The following is a 19776-nucleotide window of genomic DNA, read 5'->3' as shown; positions in this document are numbered from 1 at the left end:
ATGCTAAAGTCAAAAATAAAACAGATTGTCTACAAGGTATTGTTGTTATGCCCTGCATGTTGGCAACACAAAACAACGTTTTGGTTGGGGTAAAAAGCATGTAGTTCAATGATCAATTAAGTCATTTTCACACCTACCTATCAAACCAATGAAACTGTATTTAAATACGCGTTTGTTTATATGATAATTGGCTTATTAGTAATCGTCACTTTAGTCATATTTTGCCAACAAAAGGTTAAACTTATTTATATCTCAATACAGAATGCTCGCAGTTTTTTTGGCATTGACAAGATAAACTTACCGAAAGATTGCAATATTTATTGCTCCTTCAGGCAAGTCATCATTTTAATTAATACCTAATATTTAATACACATAGTATAGGCACTGTCTGGTTCTACAATGACATTACCCTCAGCCACTCCGACACTGTAAGCATGGACAAATCCATTAGGATCAACCTTAGGGGACATATCTTTGGTGAAATAAAAATCATAATTAAATAAATTTTGGTAATCGGTGAGGCCAGCCATCATATCGCGCAAGTCACCATTTTTCGGTGCATAATAGAAGATTTTACCCCATTCTCCCATTAAACTATTGCCAATAATTCGCTTAAAACCATTTCCTGCTAAATACCAATTTTCATTAACATTATTATCATAAGAAAGCGGAGAATTGCTCAGTTCGGCTCGGGTTGGTAAGCGGTCACCACTGTTTTGGCATAAACTTTGCGCATCAGAGAGAGAGACGAAACTAAGATTACCAGTATGCACATAAAACCAATGAAGGATCGAGAATTGATAGAAGAATGTTGCATTTGTTTGAGTGTTGGTGACTTGAATCACAAAATCATCACCACTATTAGGAGCGTTATTAGTAAAAATAAATTCACTTTTTGAGTCTGGAACCGAACTGCGTGGTACATTTTTTAGTGATAAATTTGGATTTTTAAGAAGTTTATAAGTATATTGTGATATCGATTTTAAAGGTACAACTCTAAATCGAGCTGATGGAAATGCCGTTGTAGGAAAGTATCTTCCGTTGTTATCAGTTGCAGTCGCTTTAAATCCTTTATGGGGAACAAATTGATTTGTATCATAAGGATCAGGTCGATTTATCCAGTCAGCTCCCCAAGAAGCATTTTGACCGCCTTCTGGCCAACCATTTGTCATAATAAGTCCTAATACACCAGGTTGGATGTAACATACACCATCGTTGGTAGTAACCGGAAATGTTTTAGACACTTGTCTTGATTCGGAATCGGTTGGTATTCCGTATTGAGTTCTAGCATAAAATTGAACAGTTACAGTAACCGACGAATCACCTTTATAAGAACTACCTGTACATAAATTATCCCCTAATGGGTTGGTTGAATTCGAAGCGATAACATTATTATTCTGATCTTTCCACTCAGAAGTGATACTTTGAATAATGAAACTATTTGATGATTCTAAATAATCTCCATCAGGATCACTAATATCTGCATTGGTTAATTGCGATAGATCAACATCAAATGAATAATTACTTGGTGAGGTATTAAAAGCAAGCGAAAGTTTTTTATTCGAATCCGGGGCTATAATGATGGGGTCAATATTTTTCAAATTTAACTTCACTTGAATACCATCTAAAATTTTAGTATCCGCAGTATCAAGTATTGATGGTGGAGTACCCTGTATGTAATTGGCAGTAGTAACTGTCAAATAGGCAAAAGAGGTATGCCCATAACTGAGTAAGACAGCAAACATTAAAATATTTAGCATTAAATGAGCTAAACTAAATTTTTTATAAAAACCAAAATTTTTATTCATTGCTACTCCGCTTTTCATAAACTACTCCACCTATCCGAATTAGATTATCGTCAATAGAATCAAGTTAGCGAACAAACATGCTTACAAAAGGTATATGACAAAAAGAAGAACATGCTCCTTTATGTATCTTTGATACCTAATATTTTAAAATCGAGTATGTGACAAAATATAATAATTTCTTTTATAGAACTGATTACTTTAACTAACTGTAATTTTTTGACTATTTATTTAAATTTAATTTTTATCCTAAGATTTCCATTACAAGAGAATCCTACTGAATAAAACTAAATAAAACTTTAAAAAAATATGCTATGAAATTTTTGGAATTAAATATCTTTTTACTTTAGTTTCTAACAAAGTTCATCACTAAATATTTATTAAAACAATTAATAAAAAAATATTAGAACCAAAAAAAATACTAAGAAGAGAAAATAAGAAAAAATAAAACTAAAATTGTTAGAGCTAATTTTAATCATTTAATTTTATAAAAGCAAATATTTCAGCAATAGATTCATTCAATAAAAAATTACCTTAATTATTAATAACTGATTTTACGTCATTTTAAAAGAATCATTCTAATCTGATTTTAAGCTCTTATTTTGAACAAGACAGGCCGATATCAATAAAGTTCCCATCATAAATATATGATATTAATGATGGGAAATCGTTAATTACTTCCCTTTTTTAAAGGCAGCGGCAAAGGCGTTACCCATAGCGCTATTGCTTAATGTCGATCTATTATTATTTTTAGAATGGTTAGCAGGTTTACTATTAATTGATTTATGTCCTTCCTGTTTTGGTTTAGCAGGATCATCAAGTCGCATTGATAAAGCAATACGTTTACGCGCAATATCAACTTCGACAACTTTAACTTTGACAATATCACCGGCTTTTACAACTGTTCTAGGATCATCAACAAATTTATCCGACAATGCCGATATATGGACTAACCCATCTTGATGTACTCCAATATCGACAAAAGCACCAAAGTTAGTTACATTGGTAACCGCACCTTCCATAATCATGCCAATTTTCAAATCTTCCATCGTTTCGATATTATCAGCAAATTGCGCCGTTTTAAATTCAGGTCTTGGATCTCGACCCGGTTTATCCAATTCTTTGATAATGTCTGTCACGGTTGGAACACCAAAGTGATCATCGACATAATCGATAGCTTTAAGTGATTTCAAATAGCTTGAATCACCTAAAATCTCTTTTAATGTTTTGTGATTTTTATCCAAAATTCGCTCAACTACTGGGTAGGCTTCAGGGTGAACCGCTGAGGCATCAAGTGGATTTTTACCATCCATAATACGTAAAAAACCAGCACACTGTTCAAACGCTTTAGGACCTAAACGGCTAACTTTTAATAACTGTTTGCGATCGATAAATTGGCCGTTCTCATTACGCCAATCAACAATATTTTGGGCGATCACTTTATTCAGTCCAGCAATGCGCGCAAGTAACATCACTGATGCAGTATTCAAATTAACGCCAACGGCATTTACACCATCCTCGACAACAGCATCAAGCTTTTTAGCTAATTGAGTTTGACTCACATCGTGTTGATATTGTCCCACACCAATTGATTTTGGATCGATTTTTACCAGTTCAGCTAATGGATCTTGTAAACGGCGAGCAATGGATACCGCACCACGAATTGATACATCTAGATCAGGAAATTCTTGAGCAGCAAGTTCAGATGCGGAATAAACCGATGCACCAGCTTCGCTGACAATGACTTTTTGCCCTTTTACTTCTGGATACTTTTTCTGAACATCAAGGTAGAAGCGTTCAGTTTCACGAGATGCCGTACCATTACCAATGGCTACTAATTCCACTTGATATTTGATGCAAAGTGCAGCCACCACCATTGCTGCTTTATCAGCTTGTCCTGTATGCGGGTAAATTGTTTCAGTTGCAACAAGTTTACCGGTCGCATCCACAACGGCAATTTTTACACCTGTTCGCAAACCGGGATCCATCCCCATAGTGACTTTCATACCCGCAGGTGCAGCCATTAACATATCGTGCAAATTTGCCGCAAATACATTAATTGCTTCTTCTTCTGCGCGTTCGCGCAAAGTAGTCATAAGTTCGGTTTCCATGTGCATTAAAATTTTAATACGCCATGTCCAATTGATCACGGCTTTACGCCATTTATCAGCTGGCTGATCATTAAATCGAACCCCAAGATGTTCAGTAATGATCTGCTCGCAATAACTCTCTTTTGGTGTTTCTTCAAATTGAGGATCAGCATTTAAAGATAGTTGTAAAAAACCTTCATTGCGTCCTCGAAACATCGCTAATGCACGGTGAGAGGGTACTTTGGAAATAAGTTCACTTTGTGCAAAATAATCACGAAATTTTGCCCCCTCTTCTTCTTTACCAGTAACAACTTGCGAAACCAAATGCGCATTATTCCAAAGATAATGACGCACTTTAGCCAATAATGTCGCATCTTCTGCAAATCGTTCCATTAAAATATAACGAGCACCATCTAATGCGGATTTAGTATCAGCAATGCCTTTATCCACATTAAGGTATTGTTCAGCTTCATTCTCAGGGTTTAACATTGGATTTTGCCATAAGTTATCAGCTAATGGTTCTAATCCAGCTTCGATCGCAATTTGCCCACGAGTGCGTCGTTTTGGTTTATAAGGCAAATAGAGATCTTCAAGTTCAGTTTTACTTAAGGTTTGTTTAATACTTTGACTAAGTTCTGGCGTCAATTTTCCTTGTTCGTCAATTGACTTTAAAATGGTCTGTTTGCGATCTTCAAGTTCGCGTAAATAACTCAAACGGTTGTCTAATATACGTAACTGGGTATCATCAAGCCCACCGGTTACCTCTTTACGATAACGGGCAATGAAAGGAACGGTACTGCCTTCATTTAATAACTGTATGGCAGCTGAAACTTGTTCTGGTTTTACATTGAGTTCACCAGCTATAATATGGCTAATTTGATTATTTATCATGGTATCTCAGTATATCTTATCGATTAACGGAATTTAATTTAATCATGCAAAAAGCTAATTATATAACAAGAGAAGGCTATTTGGCACTTGATCGTGAATTGAAATATTTATGGAGGGAAGAAAGACCTCGTGTTACTCAAGCCGTATCAGATGCCGCAGCACTGGGTGATCGCAGTGAAAATGCAGAATATATTTATGGAAAACGCCGATTGAGAGAAATCGATAGACGTGTTCGATTTTTAACAAAAAGGTTAGAGATATTAACCATTGTTGATCCAGATCCAAGACAGGAAGGCAAAGTGTTTTTTGGTGCTTGGGTCAAGTTAGAAGACGAAGCGGGCGAATCGCATATTTATCGTATTGTCGGCGCTGATGAATTTGATCCTAAAAAGAATTGGATATCAATCAATAGCCCTGTTGCACGAGCGTTAATTGGCCATAAAGTTGATGATGAGATATCGGTCAATACACCAAATGGCAAAACCTTTTTTTATATTTTAGAGATCAGTTATTCTAAATTAAGTTAATATTGAGATTAAATAGATATAATTATAAAAAAGGAAGAACTTAAAAATCTTTCCCTTTCTTTTAAATAAACACTTTTAAATGATATCGATTTAAGGTTAAAACTTGAGGAAATAATGATTAATGTAGATATGGTTTTTTTACAGAGATGATTAAATGTTCCTCATCCAATAATCAATAAAATGTAAACTATAAAAAGTTGTTAGCTACTAATTATGGCTTATAAAGGTTACAATTAGAATAATTTATATTATTTATTATTAAAATTATGATTTCTGTCAATCAGTTATATATATATCCAATTAAATCGCTTTCAGGTATATCACTTCAAACAGCCAATACTGTTGATGGAGGTTTTGAACACGATCGAATCATGATGATTAGTGAACCTGATGGAACATTCATAACCGCCAGACAATTTCCCCAATTGTTAAAGCTTCGAGCCTCAGTGATAGGTAATGATGTTTCTGTTTCATTGCCTTTGTTAGAAAAAATTTGTTTTAATTTGGATGAGTTTTCTGAAAATAATGAACCAACCGAAGTTTGGGGTAACCATTTCACTGCGCATATTGCACCAATTAGAGTTAATCAATTTTTTAGTCACTTTCTTCAAAAGGATGTGCAGTTACGCTGGGTTGGTCATAATCTAACAAGACGAACCAAACGCTATCCACAAATACCCGTGAGTTTTGCTGACGGTTACCCCTATTTGTTATTAAATCAGGCTTCATTTAATTATTTGCAGCAACAGTGCCCTACTAAGCTCGATATTCAACAATTCCGAGGTAACATTATTGTTGATGGCGCATTACCTTTTGCCGAAGATGGTTGGAAAACAATTAAAATTGGTGAAGTCATCTTTGATATCGTAAAACCTTGTACTCGTTGTGTGTTAACAAAGTTCAATGTCAACACAACCGAACCATTACCTAATAATGAACCTTTAAAAACATTGGGTTATTTTAGATCTGATTTGGAGGGAAATATCAATTTTGGCATGAATATGATTGCTCGAAATCATGGAACGGTATCGGTTGGAGATAAAATTGAGATACTTGAACGACAACCCGCCAATAGTTATGTTAAAAACTTTCCTAAAGTAGAAACAAACAACTATCAATCTTGCAGTATCTCTTTTGAAAATACAAAATTTGAAGGTAATAATCAACAAACACTGTTAGAACAACTTGAACAGCATCATATTTCACTTCCCTATTCTTGTCGAGCCGGTGTATGCGGTCGTTGCTCTGTGTTATTAAAGAAAGGGCAAGTAAAACCATTAACGCAATCTGGAATTAAGCGCAATAACACTATTTTAGCGTGTAGTTGTATACCTATGAGTGATATCATCATTAAACTATTAAAATAATTATCCAAAAATCAAATAATTAATTATTAATTATTAATTATTAATTATTAAATACAAAAGGATAATAAATATAAGTATTAAAATTATCCTATAAAGATAAGGTGACACTGGCATGTTTAAAAAATTTTTCTATTTATGATAAACCTTTTCTTATTGATGCACGAGATGAGCTGCTAAAAGAATCTAAAAAGCAGGATTAAGATCATCTTTAATGAATTTATATGACTTTCATATTAATAATAAAATATATTGGCTAACAGATAAACGCCAAAACAAAAAGTGAATCATCACTGCAAAAATGACCTTTTTAGGGCAACGCTAATCATTAACCAAATTACGATTAAAAAGTATAGGGTATGATATTCAATATTAATTAAAATCTGAATTACTGTATTGAATTAAAAGAATAGTGGATTAAATAGGGATGAGTAGAGGATAACTACTCACTTTGAATTAAGTTTGAAAATTAGGAAATTGCCTTTAATTCTAATTCTTTATCATCTAAAACCATTGAATTATCTGATTGGGTAAATTGCTGTGCTAAAGCCAGTCTATCATTCATTACCTTAATCGCCTCTGAAAAATAGAAAGTTTTATTCATAGAGAAAAAAGTTGGTTGAGCAATAATACACAATGATGCATGTACACCAACTTCAACAACCATCATACAAACTTCAAATCCATCTTCTTGCATATGAACTTTAACGATATCAGCCACTTTTGGTATATATTCAATGGGCTGTTGAGAAAAATACCAACTTTTTGGCATTTGCGGTTTTAAAAAATTAGCTGCGACAATGGCGTTAATTGATAATTGAATCTTTTGTGATTCTGTCAAATTTAATGAATGACAACTATTGTGAAACTGATAATAAGATGCAGCATCACTAACAGAAAAAGCAAATTCACTAAAAACATCAGGAATTAGCATTTTACTTGGATAACAAGATCGGAACAACATATCAGATGAAACTTCCAGCATTAAACTATCGTATTCACGATCAAAATACCAACGCCAACCATCAGTTGGTCGAAAAGCCATCTTCATTGATATATTACCCCTCAATATAAGCAAATGCTGAAAGATAACATAATTTAAATAAGAAATAAATAAGAAATTAAAATAAAAAAATTTTAATTACCTAATTTTTAAAAACTTTATGATCATATCTGATCAATTAAAATGATCTAAATATGATCTTGCCACTATTTTTAGATCTTATTGAATTCAATGCGTTTTTTTTACTTACACGTAGGCAGGACCTGAAACTTTTTTACAAAATTAAAATATAAAAAAGGTGCCATTTGGCACCTTGTGTTTTAATCAGAATTAAACTGTATCAGTACTTAACTGGCTACATTAATACGTTTCATATCTGTCATGTAACTAGGTAATTTGCGACCTAATTTTTCGATCAGTTAATCCTAGATCGTTTCTTACAATTCTATGAAAGCGAAATATCGATTGTTTCAATCTGATTTTTTTACTGAAACGTAGGAATGACCTGAAACTTTTTTACAAAATTAAAATATAAAAAGGTGCATTTAGCACCTTTGGTTTTAATCAAAATTAAACGATTTCAGTGTTTAATTGGCTACATTAATACGTTTCATATCTGTCATATAGCTACGTAATTTGCGACCTACTTTTTCGATCAGTTAATCCTAGATCGTTTCTTACAATTCTATAAAGATAAAATATCGATTTTTTCAACTTGATTTTTTTACTGAAACATAGTCATGACCTGAAACTTTTTTACAAAATTAAAATATAAAAAGGTACCATTTGGCACCTTTGGTTTTAATCAGAATTAAACTGTATCAGTACTTAACTGGCTACATTAATACGTTTCATATCTGTCATATAGCTACGTAATTTGCGACCTACTTTTCCGATCAGTTAATCCTAGAGCGTTTCTTACAATTCTATGAAAGCGAAATATCTATTTTTTCAATCTGATTTTTTACTGAAACGTAGGTATGACCTGAAACTTTTTTACAAAATTAAAATATAAAAAGGTGCCATTTGGCACCTTTGGTTTTAATCAAAATTAAACGATTTCAGTGTTTAACTGGCTACATTAATACGTTTCATATCTGTCATATAGCTACGTAATTTGCGACCTACTTTTTCAATTGGATGATTACGAATTTCTTCGTTTACATCACGTAATTGCGCATTATCAACACTGCCTTCAGGAATTGCTTTGCCAAGATCACCTGCTTGTAACATTGGCATAAATTTTTCTCTTAATAGTGGTACAGCTGCATTAGCAAATAGATAATTACCATATTCAGCTGTGTCAGAAATTACCACATTCATTTCATATAAACGTTTACGAGCAATCGTGTTAGCAATAAGTGGTAATTCGTGTAATGATTCATAGTAAGCTGATTCAGGTAAGATTCCTGATTCAAGCATGGTTTCAAAGGCAAGTTCAACACCCGCTTTAACCATCGCTACCATCACCACACCTTGATCAAAGTATGCTTGTTCGTCAATTTTGCCTTGATATTCTGCAGCTTTTTCAAATGCTGTTTCACCTGTTTCTTTACGCCATTTTAATAAGTTAGCATCATCATTTGCCCAGTCTTTCATCATCGTTGAAGAAAATTCACCTGAAATGATGTCATCCATATGTTTACGATAAAGATCAGTCATGATCACTTTTAATTCTTTCGCTAAAGCATTAGCGCGTAATTTAGCTGGGTTTGATAAACGATCCATCATTAAAGTTATACCACCTTGTTTTAATGCTTCGGTGATAGTTTCCCAACCAAATTGTAATAATTTACAGGCATATGCAGGATCTACACCATCAGCAACAAGTTTATCAAAACAAAGTAGTGAACCTGTTTGTAACATACCGCAAAGAATAGTTTGTTCGCCCATTAGATCGGATTTAACTTCGGCAACAAATGATGATTGTAAAACACCCGCACGATGTCCGCCCGTTGCAGCTGCCCATGCTTTAGCAATTGCTAGACCTTCACCTTTTGGATCATTTTCTGGGTGAACAGCAATCAGTGTCGGAACACCAAAACCACGTTTGTATTCTTCACGCACTTCGGTACCTGGACATTTTGGTGCGACCATCACAACAGTAATATCAGAACGGATCTTTTCGCCCACTTCAACAATGTTAAACCCATGAGAATAACCCAATGCCGCACCTTGTTTCATTAGTGGTTGTACAGCTTTAACAACCGCTGAGTGTTGTTTGTCTGGGGTTAAGTTAATGACAAGATCCGCAGTAGGAATAAGTTCTTCATATGTACCAACTTTAAAACCATTTTCAGTTGCTTTTTTCCATGATGCACGTTTTTCAGCAATAGCCTCTTTACGGAGTGCGTAAGAGATATCCAATCCTGAATCACGCATATTAAGACCTTGATTAAGACCTTGCGCACCACAACCTACAATCACAATTTTTTTACCTTTTAAAAAATTCGCTTCTGAAGCAAATTCATCACGAGCCATAAAACGGCATTGACCTAATTGTTCTAATTTTTCACGTAAATTTAGGGTATTAAAATAATTTGACATCATTCTCTCCATGAGTTCAATTGTTTATTTTCGAATCATGAAACATGATATAGTAGTTTTATTGTTGCGAAAATTGATATATTTACAATATTATATTGCATAAATTGCAACATGCTTGCTAAGTTAAACACTTTCTTTTACTCTAAGCCACTTTCAATTCATCTATGAATCATTATGGATCCACGTTATCAGCAAGCAAATAAAGAAGCTAAACTATCACTGTTGTTGACCATTATCTACCTAATTGGGTGGATTATTTGTGCTTATTTTGTCGGGGATAACATTGGCTTTTTAGGGTTTCCTTTGTGGTTTGAGCTATCTTGCATAATGGTCCCATTAGGTTTTATTTTATTGTGTTGGATCATTGTAAAATTTCAATTCAAAAACATCTCATTAGAGCAAACTAAGTGATTAAAAAATGCATTTAGATATTATTTTACCTCTAGTTATTTATCTTATTTTTGTGTTTGCATTATCAATTTATGCTTATGCAAAACGTAAAAAAGTTAATCAATTTACCGATTATTTTATTGGTAATCGAACCATGGGCGGTTTTTTACTCGCTATGACCTTAGCGGCCACTTATATTAGTGCAAGTTCGTTTATCGGTGGCCCGGGTGCGGCTTATAAATATGGACTTGGTTGGGTATTGTTGTCGATGATTCAAGTGCCTACCGTTTTACTTTCTTTAGGGATTTTAGGTAAAAAATTTGCTATTTTGGCGCGTAAATATAATGCGATAACGTTAAGTGACATGCTTTATGCTCACTATAAAAGCAAAATTATCGTTTGGCTTGCCAGTATCGTATTAGTGATTGCTTTTGTTGGTGCTATGACAGTTCAGTTTGTTGGTGGCGCCCGTTTGTTGGAATCGTCAGTTGGCATTCCCTATGACATTGGGTTACTAATTTTTGGCGTTGGCACCGTTATCTATACCGCATTTGGAGGCTTTAGAGCAAGCATTTTAAACGATGCTTTTCAAGGTTTAGTAATGATTATTGGTGCAATTTTGCTATTAACTGCTATTATTTATGCAGGTGGCGGAATATCAACGATTATTCATCGTTTAAATGAAATTAATCCAGCACTTTTAACACCACAAGGTCCAGATAATTTTATGGACTTTCCTTTTATGACCTCTTTTTGGATATTAGTCTGTTTTGGGGTGGTTGGGTTACCACATACTGCTGTGCGTTGTATGGCATATAAAGATAGTAAAGCCGTGCATCAAGGCATCATTATTGGTACGATTGTCGTTACCATTATTATGTTAACTATGCACCTATCTGGCGCACTTGGACGAGCTATTATTGATGATTTAACGATACCAGATCAAATCGTTCCAACACTCATTATTAATGTTATGCCGCCATTAGCTGCTGGTATCTTTTTAGCTGCACCATTGGCTGCAATTATGTCTACAATTAATGCTCAATTATTACAGGTTTCATCTGTATTAATAAAAGATCTGTTTTTAAGTATAAAACCCGATACCAATTATAGTGATAAGATATTAACCCGCGCGTCGATCATCATTACCATTATTTTTGGTGGTTTGCTTATTTTAGCGGCTTGGAATCCTCCTGATATGATTATCTGGTTAAATTTACTTGCTTTTGGTGGACTCGAAGCTGTATTTTTATGGCCATTGGTATTAGGTCTATATTGGAAAAATGCCAATGCAACGGGAGCATTATGCTCAATGTTTGCTGGGGCTATTAGCTATACTCTATTAGCTGCTTATAATATTAAAATTTACTCTTTCCATCCAATTGTTCCTTCACTGATTATTGGATTATTTGTTTTTATAATTGCCAACATGTTTGGCAACTCGGGAAAAAATTATGCCTTGGATTCAACTCAGAATTAATACAACTAGCGAATTTGCAGAAGAAATTAGCGAACAATTAGAACAATCTGGTGCGGTATCAGTTACATTTCAAGATACCTATGATACCCCTGTTTTTGAGCCCTTACCTGGTGAAACAAAGCTTTGGGGCAATACGGATGTTGTGGGCCTTTATGATGCTCAAACCAATACAGATGAGTTAAAAGCAATATTAAATCTTGAGCAATATTCTTATAAAATTGAACAATTGGAAGATAAAGATTGGGAACGAGAATGGATGGATAATTTTCATCCTATGCAGTTTGGTCAGCGACTTTGGATTTGCCCAAGTTGGCGTGATGTTCCTGATCCCAATGCAGTTAACGTCATGTTAGATCCAGGTTTAGCATTTGGTACTGGCACGCATCCCACTACTGCCTTATGCTTAACTTGGCTCGAAAGCTTAGATCTGAATAATAAATTAGTTATTGATTATGGTTGTGGTTCTGGCATATTGGCTATTGCAGCATTAAAATTAGGCGCAAAACGCGTTATTGGTATTGATATCGATCCTCAAGCAATTCAAGCTAGTAATGACAATGCACAACGTAATGGTGTCAATGAAAAGTTAGAACTTTATTTAGCTAAAGATATTCCTGATAATTTACAAGCAGATGTAGTTGTTGCAAATATCCTAGCTGGTCCTTTAAAAGAGCTTGAACCACAAATAAATAAACTTGTAAAATCCCACGGTGAACTGGGCTTATCTGGTATTTTGGCCACCCAATCATCAAGTGTTTGTAGTGCTTATCAAACACATTTTGATTTAGATCCTGTCGTTGAACAAGACGAATGGTGCCGTATTACTGGTAAAAAAAAATAAAAAATTAACATTACCCCCTTTTAAGTTTGAGAAAAAATGCGTAATATAGCCGCCCTTAATTTGCTAAAAATTGGTGAAATTAAATTAAAAAATAATTTAATTGCTGCACCAATGGCTGGAATCAGCGATAAACCATTTCGTAAATTATGTTATCGTTATGGTGCAGGAATGACAGTCTCAGAAATGTTTTTAGCAAATTCAGATGTTTGGCATACTGATAAGTCTGCATTGAGAATGATCTCAAATGATGATGTTGGTATTCGGGCTGTGCAAATTGTTGGGTCTGATCCTGATGAGATGGCAAAAGCTGCGGAATTTAATGTCAAACATGGCGCTCAATTGATTGATATCAATATGGGTTGTCCAGCTAAAAAAGTTAATAAAAAGTTAGCTGGTTCTGCATTAATGCAGTATCCAGAACTAATAAAAAAAATTTTGCAAAGAGTTGTCGGTGCAGTTGATGTACCGGTAACATTAAAAACGCGGACTGGATGGAATAAAGATAATAGAAATTGCATAGAGATAGCACAAATAGCTCAAGATTGTGGCATAAAGGCTATTACTATTCATGGACGTACCCGTGCTTGCTTATTCAATGGCGTAGCAGAATATGAGTCAATAAAGGCAGTAAAGGAAAAGGTTACAATTCCGGTTATTGCTAATGGTGATATTCGCACACCTGAACAAGCAAAAGAAGTTTTTCAATATACGCAAGCTGATGCTATAATGATCGGCCGAGCGGCACAGGGTCGGCCTTGGATATTTGAAGAAATTGCATTCTATCTATCACATGGAAAGTTAAAAAAAAGTAAAAGTATTGATGAAGTGGAGCAAGTGGTTTTATCGCACCTTGATGAACTTTATCAGCTTTACGGAGAATATAAAGGATTAAGGATTGCCAGAAAGCATGTAAATTGGTATACCAAGGATTATGCTGATAGCGATCAATTCAGGCGCTTATTTAGTGTACTTAGCAATACAAGTGAGCAAGTTAAAACACTAATAGCATTTTTTAGTCAAATTAGAAACAACCAAAAGAGTTAAGAATACTATGTCAGAACAACGCGTTACAGCTGCAGCACTTAAATTTACAACTGTAAATTCGCAGGACCAAATAACACAAAAGCCATTGCGAGATTCAGTTAAACAAGCTTTAAAAAACTATTTATCTCAATTAAATGGTGAAGATCCGACTGATCTATATGAATTAGTGTTAGCTGAAGTTGAACACCCATTCCTTGATATGGTTATGCAATATACGCGCGGTAATCAAACTCGCGCAGCAAACATGCTTGGTATCAACCGTGGTACGCTTCGCAAAAAATTAAAACAATATGGAATGAGTTAATTATCCTATTTGATAAATTTACGATATTTTGAAAGCGCCTATTTATTAGGCGTTTTTTATAACAATAAAATAATTAAAAGTGAGTCACAACGTTTTTTATTTTACTAAGCGGATAAGCGTTTTATCAATATTGGTGTTAATGACCGTTTATGTAATGGCTCTTTAGGATTATGAAATCGATTTATTAACATCTCAACGGCTAATTGACCCAGTTCTTTTTTGGGTTGATGAATAGTAGTTAAAGGTGGTGTCATATATTGTGCGATTTCAATATTATCATAACCAACAATTGCAATATCTTTTCCTGCTTCAAGTCCATTTTGATAAAGTGCTTGATAAACACCTATCGCCATAGCATCATTAGAACAAAATACAGCTTGTGGAGGTTTAGCCAAACTTAATAAATATTGCATCGCAACAATACCTGATGCAAATCGAAAATCACCTTGCACTTCATAACCATTATGGATGATTAAATTAGCTTCATGCATTGCTTTACGATAGCCTTGCAGGCGCGATTGTGCTTGAGTATTATTTAAAGGTCCTGTAATACAAGCAATATCCTTGTAATTTTTCTCAATTAAATATTGAGTCGCTATGGTTGCACCATAAAAAGAATTATCCTGAATAATATCACACATACCCATTAATGGTGTCCAATCCATCATGACGATGGGCAGTTTGGGATAACGTGTAAAGATCTGTTGTGGACTTGAATGGCTTTCAGTGCACATGATTAATAAGCCATCAACACGTTTCTGTAATAAATGCTCAATGTTATCAAGCATCCGTTTATGATCACCCTCTGTGCTACATAAAATCAAGTTATAACCCAGCTCATAACAACTTCGTTCAACGCCTTGAACCACTTCTGAAAAAAAAGGATTATTACTCGTTGTAACTAACATACCTATAGTATAGGTTTTATTATTCTTTAAACTACGCGCTATTGCACAAGGAGTATAATTTAGCTGTTTAATCGCTAATTCAACTTTTTCGCGTACAGCAGGGCTAACATAACGATCGTTATTAATCACATGAGAAACAGTAGATGTAGAAACTTGTGCAAGATTTGCAACATCTTTCATCGTAGCCAATGGTTAGATCTCTTTTTACTGATTATGTAATTGAATAAAATTGTCAACCTCTGTACGCGTTGGTACTGATGTTTGTGCTCCAGCTTTAGTTACTGACAAAGCCCCTGCGGCATGTGCATATTTGATAGCTTGGCTAAGCGATTTGCCTTCTAATAATGCTGTGACTAACATGCCATTAAAAGTATCTCCAGCTCCAATAGTATCAATGGCTTTTACTTTAAAACCATCGATAAGTTCCCCTTTGCCTGAATCACTTACCCACGCACCTTTACTACCTAACGTAATTATGACAATTTTTATTCCTTTATTATGCAAAATAGCCGATGCAGTTTGGGCATCTTGTTCAGTGACAATTTTTATACCGGTTAAATGTTCAGCTTCGGTTTCGTTTGGGGTAATAATATCAATATGATTAAGCAAATCATCGGATAACTTCTGCGCAGGTGCAGGATTTAAAATCACTTGAGTATTATGTTGTTTGGCTAATTTAGCTGCTTGCTCTATGGTTGCTAAAGGTGTTTCAAGCTGCATTAGAATCGCATCGGCCTGTATAATATCATTTTCAAATTCACGTAAATAATCAGGCGTAACCGCAGCATTGGCACCTGCATAAATGGCAATTTGATTCTCGCCTTGAGCATTAACTAAAATGAGTGCGACACCTGTATTTTCGTTTTTGATTGTTGCAACTGAATGGGTATCAATATGATCACTTTTTAATTGCTGATTTATTTTTTTCCCTAATTCATCATCACCAACTGCAGCAATGAATTGTATATTGGCACCTAAACGACCTGCAGCTACAGCTTGGTTGGCACCTTTACCTCCAAATGAAATTTGGTAATCTCTGCCAGCTAATGTTTCACCTGGTTTTGGAAATTCATTAACATTTAAAATATGATCGACATTAACACTGCCCAGTACAATTAGTTTTTTACCACTCATGTAATTCGCTCCAAATTTTACCGCGATAGGACGCAATAATGCGTCCTTAAATTTTTATTTAGTAATTAATTTTAATTCTACAGGAACTTTTTGTTCAACTTTCTCACCTTTTATCACTTTATCAGCGATCTCAATACCCATTGAACCTATCTTTTCTGGTTGTTGTGCAACTGTTGCTGCCATTTTACCTCGTTCTACGGATTTAACTCCATCTTGTGTGCCATCAAATCCAACCACTAAAATATCATTACGCCCAGCAGTTTGAATTGCACGTACCGCACCTAATGCCATTTCATCATTTTCGGCAAATACAGCTTGTAAGGTTGGGTAAGCAGTAAGTAAATTTTGCATCACATTCATACCTTTGGCACGATCAAAGTCAGCAGGTTGCGCAGTTAAAATAATTAATTTATTCACTTGTGCGGATTGAACAAATCCCTCACCACGTTCACGTGATGCGGATGTACCAACAATGCCTTGTAGTTGAATTATTTTTGCATCAGCGCCCAGTTTTTCAAAAATAAAATCTCCTGCCATTTTACCTCCAGCAACATTATCGGATGCGATATGGCTGATAACCTCACCTTTACCGGCTGCTCTATCAAGAGTAATTACTGGGATTCCGGCTTTATTGGCAGCCAAAACGGCATTGCCGACCGCATCTGAATCAGTTGGATTAATTAAAATGACTTTAGCACCTTTTACGATAGTATCTTCAACATTCGCCAGCTCTTTTGCTGGATTATTTTGCGAATCGAGTACCACTAAGTCATAACCTAATTCATTGGCCTTTTGTACCGCACCTTCTTTAAGTGTTACAAAAAAAGGATTATTAAGTGTTGAAACAACTAAGGCAAGATTGTCTTTCGCTGAAGCTTGAAAACTAACGGTTAGACTTAAAGTTACAATTGTAACTGCAGTAATAATTTTTTTAAATTTCATAACCCTCTCCCAAAATAAGAAACTATTTATTGGTTTTTTTATCAACTAACACAGCTAATAAAATCACCACACCTTTTACGATCATTTGATAATAAGCATCCACACCTAACATATTGAGACCATTATTTAAAAAACCTAATATTAATGCACCAATTAATGTACCTATAATTTTACCTTTACCGCCAGACATGCTCGTGCCACCAAGAACAACCGCAGCAATCGCATCCATTTCATAACCAGTACCAGCAGTAGGCTGTGCCGATGATAGTCTTGCAACTTCAATGGTACTAGCTAATGCGCAAAGTAACCCACTAAGTGCATAAACCGTAATTTTGACTCGATCAACATTAATCCCTGAGAGTTTTGTGGCCGCTTCATTACCACCTAAAGCATAAATATAACGACCTAAACGGGTATATTTTAATAAGTACCATGCAGCAATAAATACCATCGCCATAATGATAATTGGCACAGGAATCGCAAAAACTCGACCAAAAGCAAACCACTCGAAAAGTTCTGAATTATCATTCATACCCGTCGATATTGGACTACCTTTTGTGTAAACCTGTGTTACACCACGTAAAATAAGCATCATAACCAGCGTAGCAATAAATGCTTGTATTTTACCTTTTGCAATAATCAGACCTGAAAAAGCACCTAATAACGATCCTAATGCTAAGGATAAGGCTATCGCAATAAAGGGGGAGATATCTGAACCAACTAAAGAAGCCGTGATAGCACCGGCTAAAGCAAAGGTAGAACCTACTGTAAGATCAATACCGGAGGTTAAAATTACTAAAGTCATACCTACCGCAATGATCGCGTTAATGGATGTTTGCTGTAAAATATTGAAAAAGTTATTTAAAGTAAAAAAGTTATCACTTAAGCATGAAACAATTGCAATTAAAATAAGTAATGTTACTAATGATTTTTGCTCAATTAAAAAATTCTTGAACGTTTTATTTTGCAACATCGACTCTCTCCTGTAATTTTCCAACGGCAGCAGCCATAAGTTTTTCCTGTGTCACGTCACCAATTGAAAATTCGCCAGTCACAGTTCCGTCATAAATAACTAAAATTCTATCGCTCATACCTAATATCTCAGGCATATCAGATGAAACTAAGATAACGCTCAAACCCTGCTGTTTAAATTGATTAATCAGATGGTATATCTCTTTTTTAGCACCTACATCGACTCCTCGCGTTGGTTCATCTAAAATTAAGATACTTGGTCGAGTCATCAATCCTTTAGCAATAGCGACTTTTTGTTGATTACCACCTGATAAGAGCCCAATAATTTGGTTAATTGAGGGCGTTTTGATGTTAAATAAGCTAACAAAATCCTCAACGGCTTGTTGCTCATTTTTAAGTTGTAATTTACCAAAGTGATTAGCAAAATAACTCAAGGCATTGAGTGACATATTGTCCTTAACGGACATACCTAAAATCAGTCCATCTCTTTTCCTGTCTTCAGAAATATAGACAATGCCGTGTTTTAAACCATCTAACGGCGAATTCACTTTTATTGTTTTTCCTTTAAGTATAATAGAGCCAGACTTCGCTGGATTGGCACCATAAATCATTTTCATTAATTCAGTTCGCCCTGCCCCCATTAAGCCTGAAATCCCAAGTATTTCGCCTTCGTGAAGTTTGAAGCTGATATTGTTCACTCCTGCACCAGTTAAATTTTTAACTTGCAGTGTTACCTCTCCATGTTCTTTATTGATGCGAGGATATTGTTCTTCAAGTTTTCGTCCAACCATCATTTCAATGAGGGAATTTTCATCAAGTTGTGCAACTTTCTTTTCGCCAATAAATTGTCCATCTCGTAAAACAGTGACGTCATCACAGATTTCAAAAATTTCTTTTAATCGATGAGAAATATAAACAATTCCACAATTTTGCTGTTTTAGTTTGCGAATAACTTCAAATAATGATGCCGTTTCTGTTTCGGTAAGCGCATCAGTAGGTTCATCCATTATGATAACTTTGGAATTAAAGCTAAGTACTTTAGCGATTTCAACCATCTGCTGTTCACCTATCGATAACTCACTAATAAGCTTACGGCTATCATAAGTTAAATGTAGTTCCGCTAATAATTTATTAGCTTGGTCATATGTTTTTTTCCAATCTATACGGCCAAATTTATTAGTAAACTCTCGACCTAAAAATATATTTTCGGCAATAGTAAGTTGTGGTATTAAATTTAACTCTTGATGAATGATGCCAATACCTGCTTCTTGTGATGATTTTGGTCCTTTAAAATTTACTTTATTACCTAAGTAAATAATTTCACCCTCATCTTTTGAGTAAATTCCAGTTAACACTTTCATTAGGGTAGATTTTCCGGCGCCATTTTCGCCAATCAATGCCATTACTTGACCAGCTCGAACATTTAAATTTGCGCCTGTTAAGGCTTTTACACCGGGAAAAGATTTATGAATATTAATAAGCTGTAATAAATTATTGTGCATAAATTCCTCATCGCTTAATTAAAACAAACCTT

At 34.7% G+C, this 19776-nt stretch carries 15 protein-coding genes and 1 pseudogene; 7 read left to right on the top strand and 9 right to left on the bottom strand.

Going from position 1 to position 19776, the window contains the following annotated elements; translation table 11 throughout:
• Positions 1-356 precede the first annotated feature (356 nt).
• The gene (locus tag H3T96_RS09475) at positions 357-1826 is read right to left on the bottom strand and encodes a hypothetical protein (RefSeq protein WP_144092408.1); all 1470 of its coding nucleotides are present in this window, start codon (positions 1824-1826) and stop codon (positions 357-359) included.
• 788 nt (positions 1827-2614) lie between these two features.
• Positions 2615-4786 (bottom strand): annotated as a pseudogene (locus tag H3T96_RS09470) (Tex family protein); the annotation flags it as partial.
• Positions 4787-4830: 44 nt separating this feature from the next.
• Here H3T96_RS09470 and greB point away from each other — a divergent pair.
• Positions 4831-5313, top strand: a complete 483-nt coding sequence (greB, locus tag H3T96_RS09465; RefSeq protein ID WP_039128773.1) for a transcription elongation factor GreB — start codon at positions 4831-4833, stop codon at positions 5311-5313.
• A 266-nt stretch (positions 5314-5579) separates the two neighbouring features.
• On the top strand, positions 5580-6680 hold the full coding sequence (locus H3T96_RS09460; RefSeq protein ID WP_144092404.1) for a YcbX family protein: 1101 nt from the start codon (positions 5580-5582) through the stop codon (positions 6678-6680).
• A 466-nt stretch (positions 6681-7146) separates the two neighbouring features.
• On the opposite strand, the gene H3T96_RS09455 is transcribed toward H3T96_RS09460, so the two are convergent.
• A complete protein-coding gene (locus tag H3T96_RS09455; RefSeq protein WP_144092402.1) occupies positions 7147-7728 on the bottom strand; it encodes a cell division protein ZapC domain-containing protein in 582 nt (193 codons plus the stop codon).
• 1020 nt (positions 7729-8748) lie between these two features.
• Entirely contained in the window at positions 8749-10227 is a 1479-nt protein-coding gene (gene ilvC / locus H3T96_RS09450; RefSeq protein ID WP_086287967.1) for a ketol-acid reductoisomerase, read from the bottom strand.
• Positions 10228-10401: 174 nt separating this feature from the next.
• On the opposite strand from ilvC, the gene H3T96_RS09445 reads away from it, so the two are divergent.
• The 5 genes from H3T96_RS09445 to fis are packed head-to-tail and all read left to right on the top strand — an operon-like array spanning position 10402 to position 14286.
• Entirely contained in the window at positions 10402-10638 is a 237-nt protein-coding gene (locus H3T96_RS09445; RefSeq protein ID WP_086318565.1) for a YhdT family protein, read from the top strand.
• A 7-nt stretch (positions 10639-10645) separates the two neighbouring features.
• Positions 10646-12097: a sodium/pantothenate symporter gene (gene panF / locus H3T96_RS09440; protein WP_144092400.1), complete on the top strand. Its 1452-nt coding sequence runs from the start codon at positions 10646-10648 to the stop codon at positions 12095-12097.
• Positions 12072-12938: a 50S ribosomal protein L11 methyltransferase gene (prmA, locus tag H3T96_RS09435; RefSeq protein ID WP_144092398.1), complete on the top strand. Its 867-nt coding sequence runs from the start codon at positions 12072-12074 to the stop codon at positions 12936-12938. The genes panF and prmA overlap by 26 nt, the downstream gene beginning before the upstream one ends.
• Before the next feature lie 36 nt (positions 12939-12974).
• Positions 12975-13982 (top strand): tRNA dihydrouridine synthase DusB, encoded by a 1008-nt coding sequence (gene dusB, locus H3T96_RS09430; protein ID WP_086326545.1) that lies wholly within the window; start codon positions 12975-12977, stop codon positions 13980-13982.
• 7 nt (positions 13983-13989) lie between these two features.
• On the top strand, positions 13990-14286 hold the full coding sequence (gene fis / locus H3T96_RS09425) for a DNA-binding transcriptional regulator Fis (RefSeq protein ID WP_034883623.1): 297 nt from the start codon (positions 13990-13992) through the stop codon (positions 14284-14286).
• 104 nt (positions 14287-14390) lie between these two features.
• Here the strand turns inward: fis and rbsR are convergent, their stop codons facing one another.
• Genes rbsR through rbsA form a run of 5 tightly spaced genes read right to left on the bottom strand, consistent with a single transcriptional unit; the run spans position 14391 to position 19744 of the window.
• On the bottom strand, positions 14391-15374 hold the full coding sequence (gene rbsR, locus H3T96_RS09420; protein WP_232356446.1) for a ribose operon transcriptional repressor RbsR: 984 nt from the start codon (positions 15372-15374) through the stop codon (positions 14391-14393).
• A gap of 24 nt (positions 15375-15398) precedes the next feature.
• Positions 15399-16328 (bottom strand): ribokinase, encoded by a 930-nt coding sequence (gene rbsK / locus H3T96_RS09415; protein WP_144092394.1) that lies wholly within the window; start codon positions 16326-16328, stop codon positions 15399-15401.
• A gap of 54 nt (positions 16329-16382) precedes the next feature.
• The gene (gene rbsB / locus H3T96_RS09410) at positions 16383-17270 is read right to left on the bottom strand and encodes a ribose ABC transporter substrate-binding protein RbsB (RefSeq protein ID WP_086309026.1); all 888 of its coding nucleotides are present in this window, start codon (positions 17268-17270) and stop codon (positions 16383-16385) included.
• Between the two features lie 22 nt (positions 17271-17292).
• Positions 17293-18243: a ribose ABC transporter permease gene (rbsC, locus tag H3T96_RS09405; RefSeq protein WP_086326548.1), complete on the bottom strand. Its 951-nt coding sequence runs from the start codon at positions 18241-18243 to the stop codon at positions 17293-17295.
• A complete protein-coding gene (gene rbsA / locus H3T96_RS09400) occupies positions 18230-19744 on the bottom strand; it encodes a ribose ABC transporter ATP-binding protein RbsA (RefSeq protein ID WP_144092392.1) in 1515 nt (504 codons plus the stop codon). Before rbsA ends, rbsC begins: the two co-directional genes overlap by 14 nt.
• Positions 19745-19776 lie beyond the last annotated feature (32 nt).

Origin of the sequence: Gilliamella sp. W8136, assembly GCF_016101285.1 — a bacterium.
Lineage (GTDB): Bacteria > Pseudomonadota > Gammaproteobacteria > Enterobacterales > Orbaceae > Gilliamella > Gilliamella apicola_N.
This window is presented reverse-complemented; position numbering and strand designations above follow the sequence as displayed.

Excerpts from the sequence above, each read along its gene's own strand:
- rbsA (WP_144092392.1), bottom strand. The coding sequence starts at position 19,744 with ATGCACAATAATTTATTACAGCTTATTAATATTCATAAATCTTTTCCC.
- H3T96_RS09455 (WP_144092402.1), bottom strand. The coding sequence starts at position 7,728 with ATGAAGATGGCTTTTCGACCAACTGATGGTTGGCGTTGGTATTTTGAT.
- H3T96_RS09460 (WP_144092404.1), top strand. The coding sequence starts at position 5,580 with ATGATTTCTGTCAATCAGTTATATATATATCCAATTAAATCGCTTTCA.
- fis (WP_034883623.1), top strand. The coding sequence starts at position 13,990 with ATGTCAGAACAACGCGTTACAGCTGCAGCACTTAAATTTACAACTGTA.
- ilvC (WP_086287967.1), bottom strand. The coding sequence starts at position 10,227 with ATGTCAAATTATTTTAATACCCTAAATTTACGTGAAAAATTAGAACAA.
- H3T96_RS09445 (WP_086318565.1), top strand. The coding sequence starts at position 10,402 with ATGGATCCACGTTATCAGCAAGCAAATAAAGAAGCTAAACTATCACTG.
- rbsB (WP_086309026.1), bottom strand. The coding sequence starts at position 17,270 with ATGAAATTTAAAAAAATTATTACTGCAGTTACAATTGTAACTTTAAGT.
- prmA (WP_144092398.1), top strand. The coding sequence starts at position 12,072 with ATGCCTTGGATTCAACTCAGAATTAATACAACTAGCGAATTTGCAGAA.
- greB (WP_039128773.1), top strand. The coding sequence starts at position 4,831 with ATGCAAAAAGCTAATTATATAACAAGAGAAGGCTATTTGGCACTTGAT.
- H3T96_RS09475 (WP_144092408.1), bottom strand. The coding sequence starts at position 1,826 with ATGAAAAGCGGAGTAGCAATGAATAAAAATTTTGGTTTTTATAAAAAA.
- rbsC (WP_086326548.1), bottom strand. The coding sequence starts at position 18,243 with ATGTTGCAAAATAAAACGTTCAAGAATTTTTTAATTGAGCAAAAATCA.
- rbsR (WP_232356446.1), bottom strand. The coding sequence starts at position 15,374 with ATGAAAGATGTTGCAAATCTTGCACAAGTTTCTACATCTACTGTTTCT.
- panF (WP_144092400.1), top strand. The coding sequence starts at position 10,646 with ATGCATTTAGATATTATTTTACCTCTAGTTATTTATCTTATTTTTGTG.
- dusB (WP_086326545.1), top strand. The coding sequence starts at position 12,975 with ATGCGTAATATAGCCGCCCTTAATTTGCTAAAAATTGGTGAAATTAAA.
- rbsK (WP_144092394.1), bottom strand. The coding sequence starts at position 16,328 with ATGAGTGGTAAAAAACTAATTGTACTGGGCAGTGTTAATGTCGATCAT.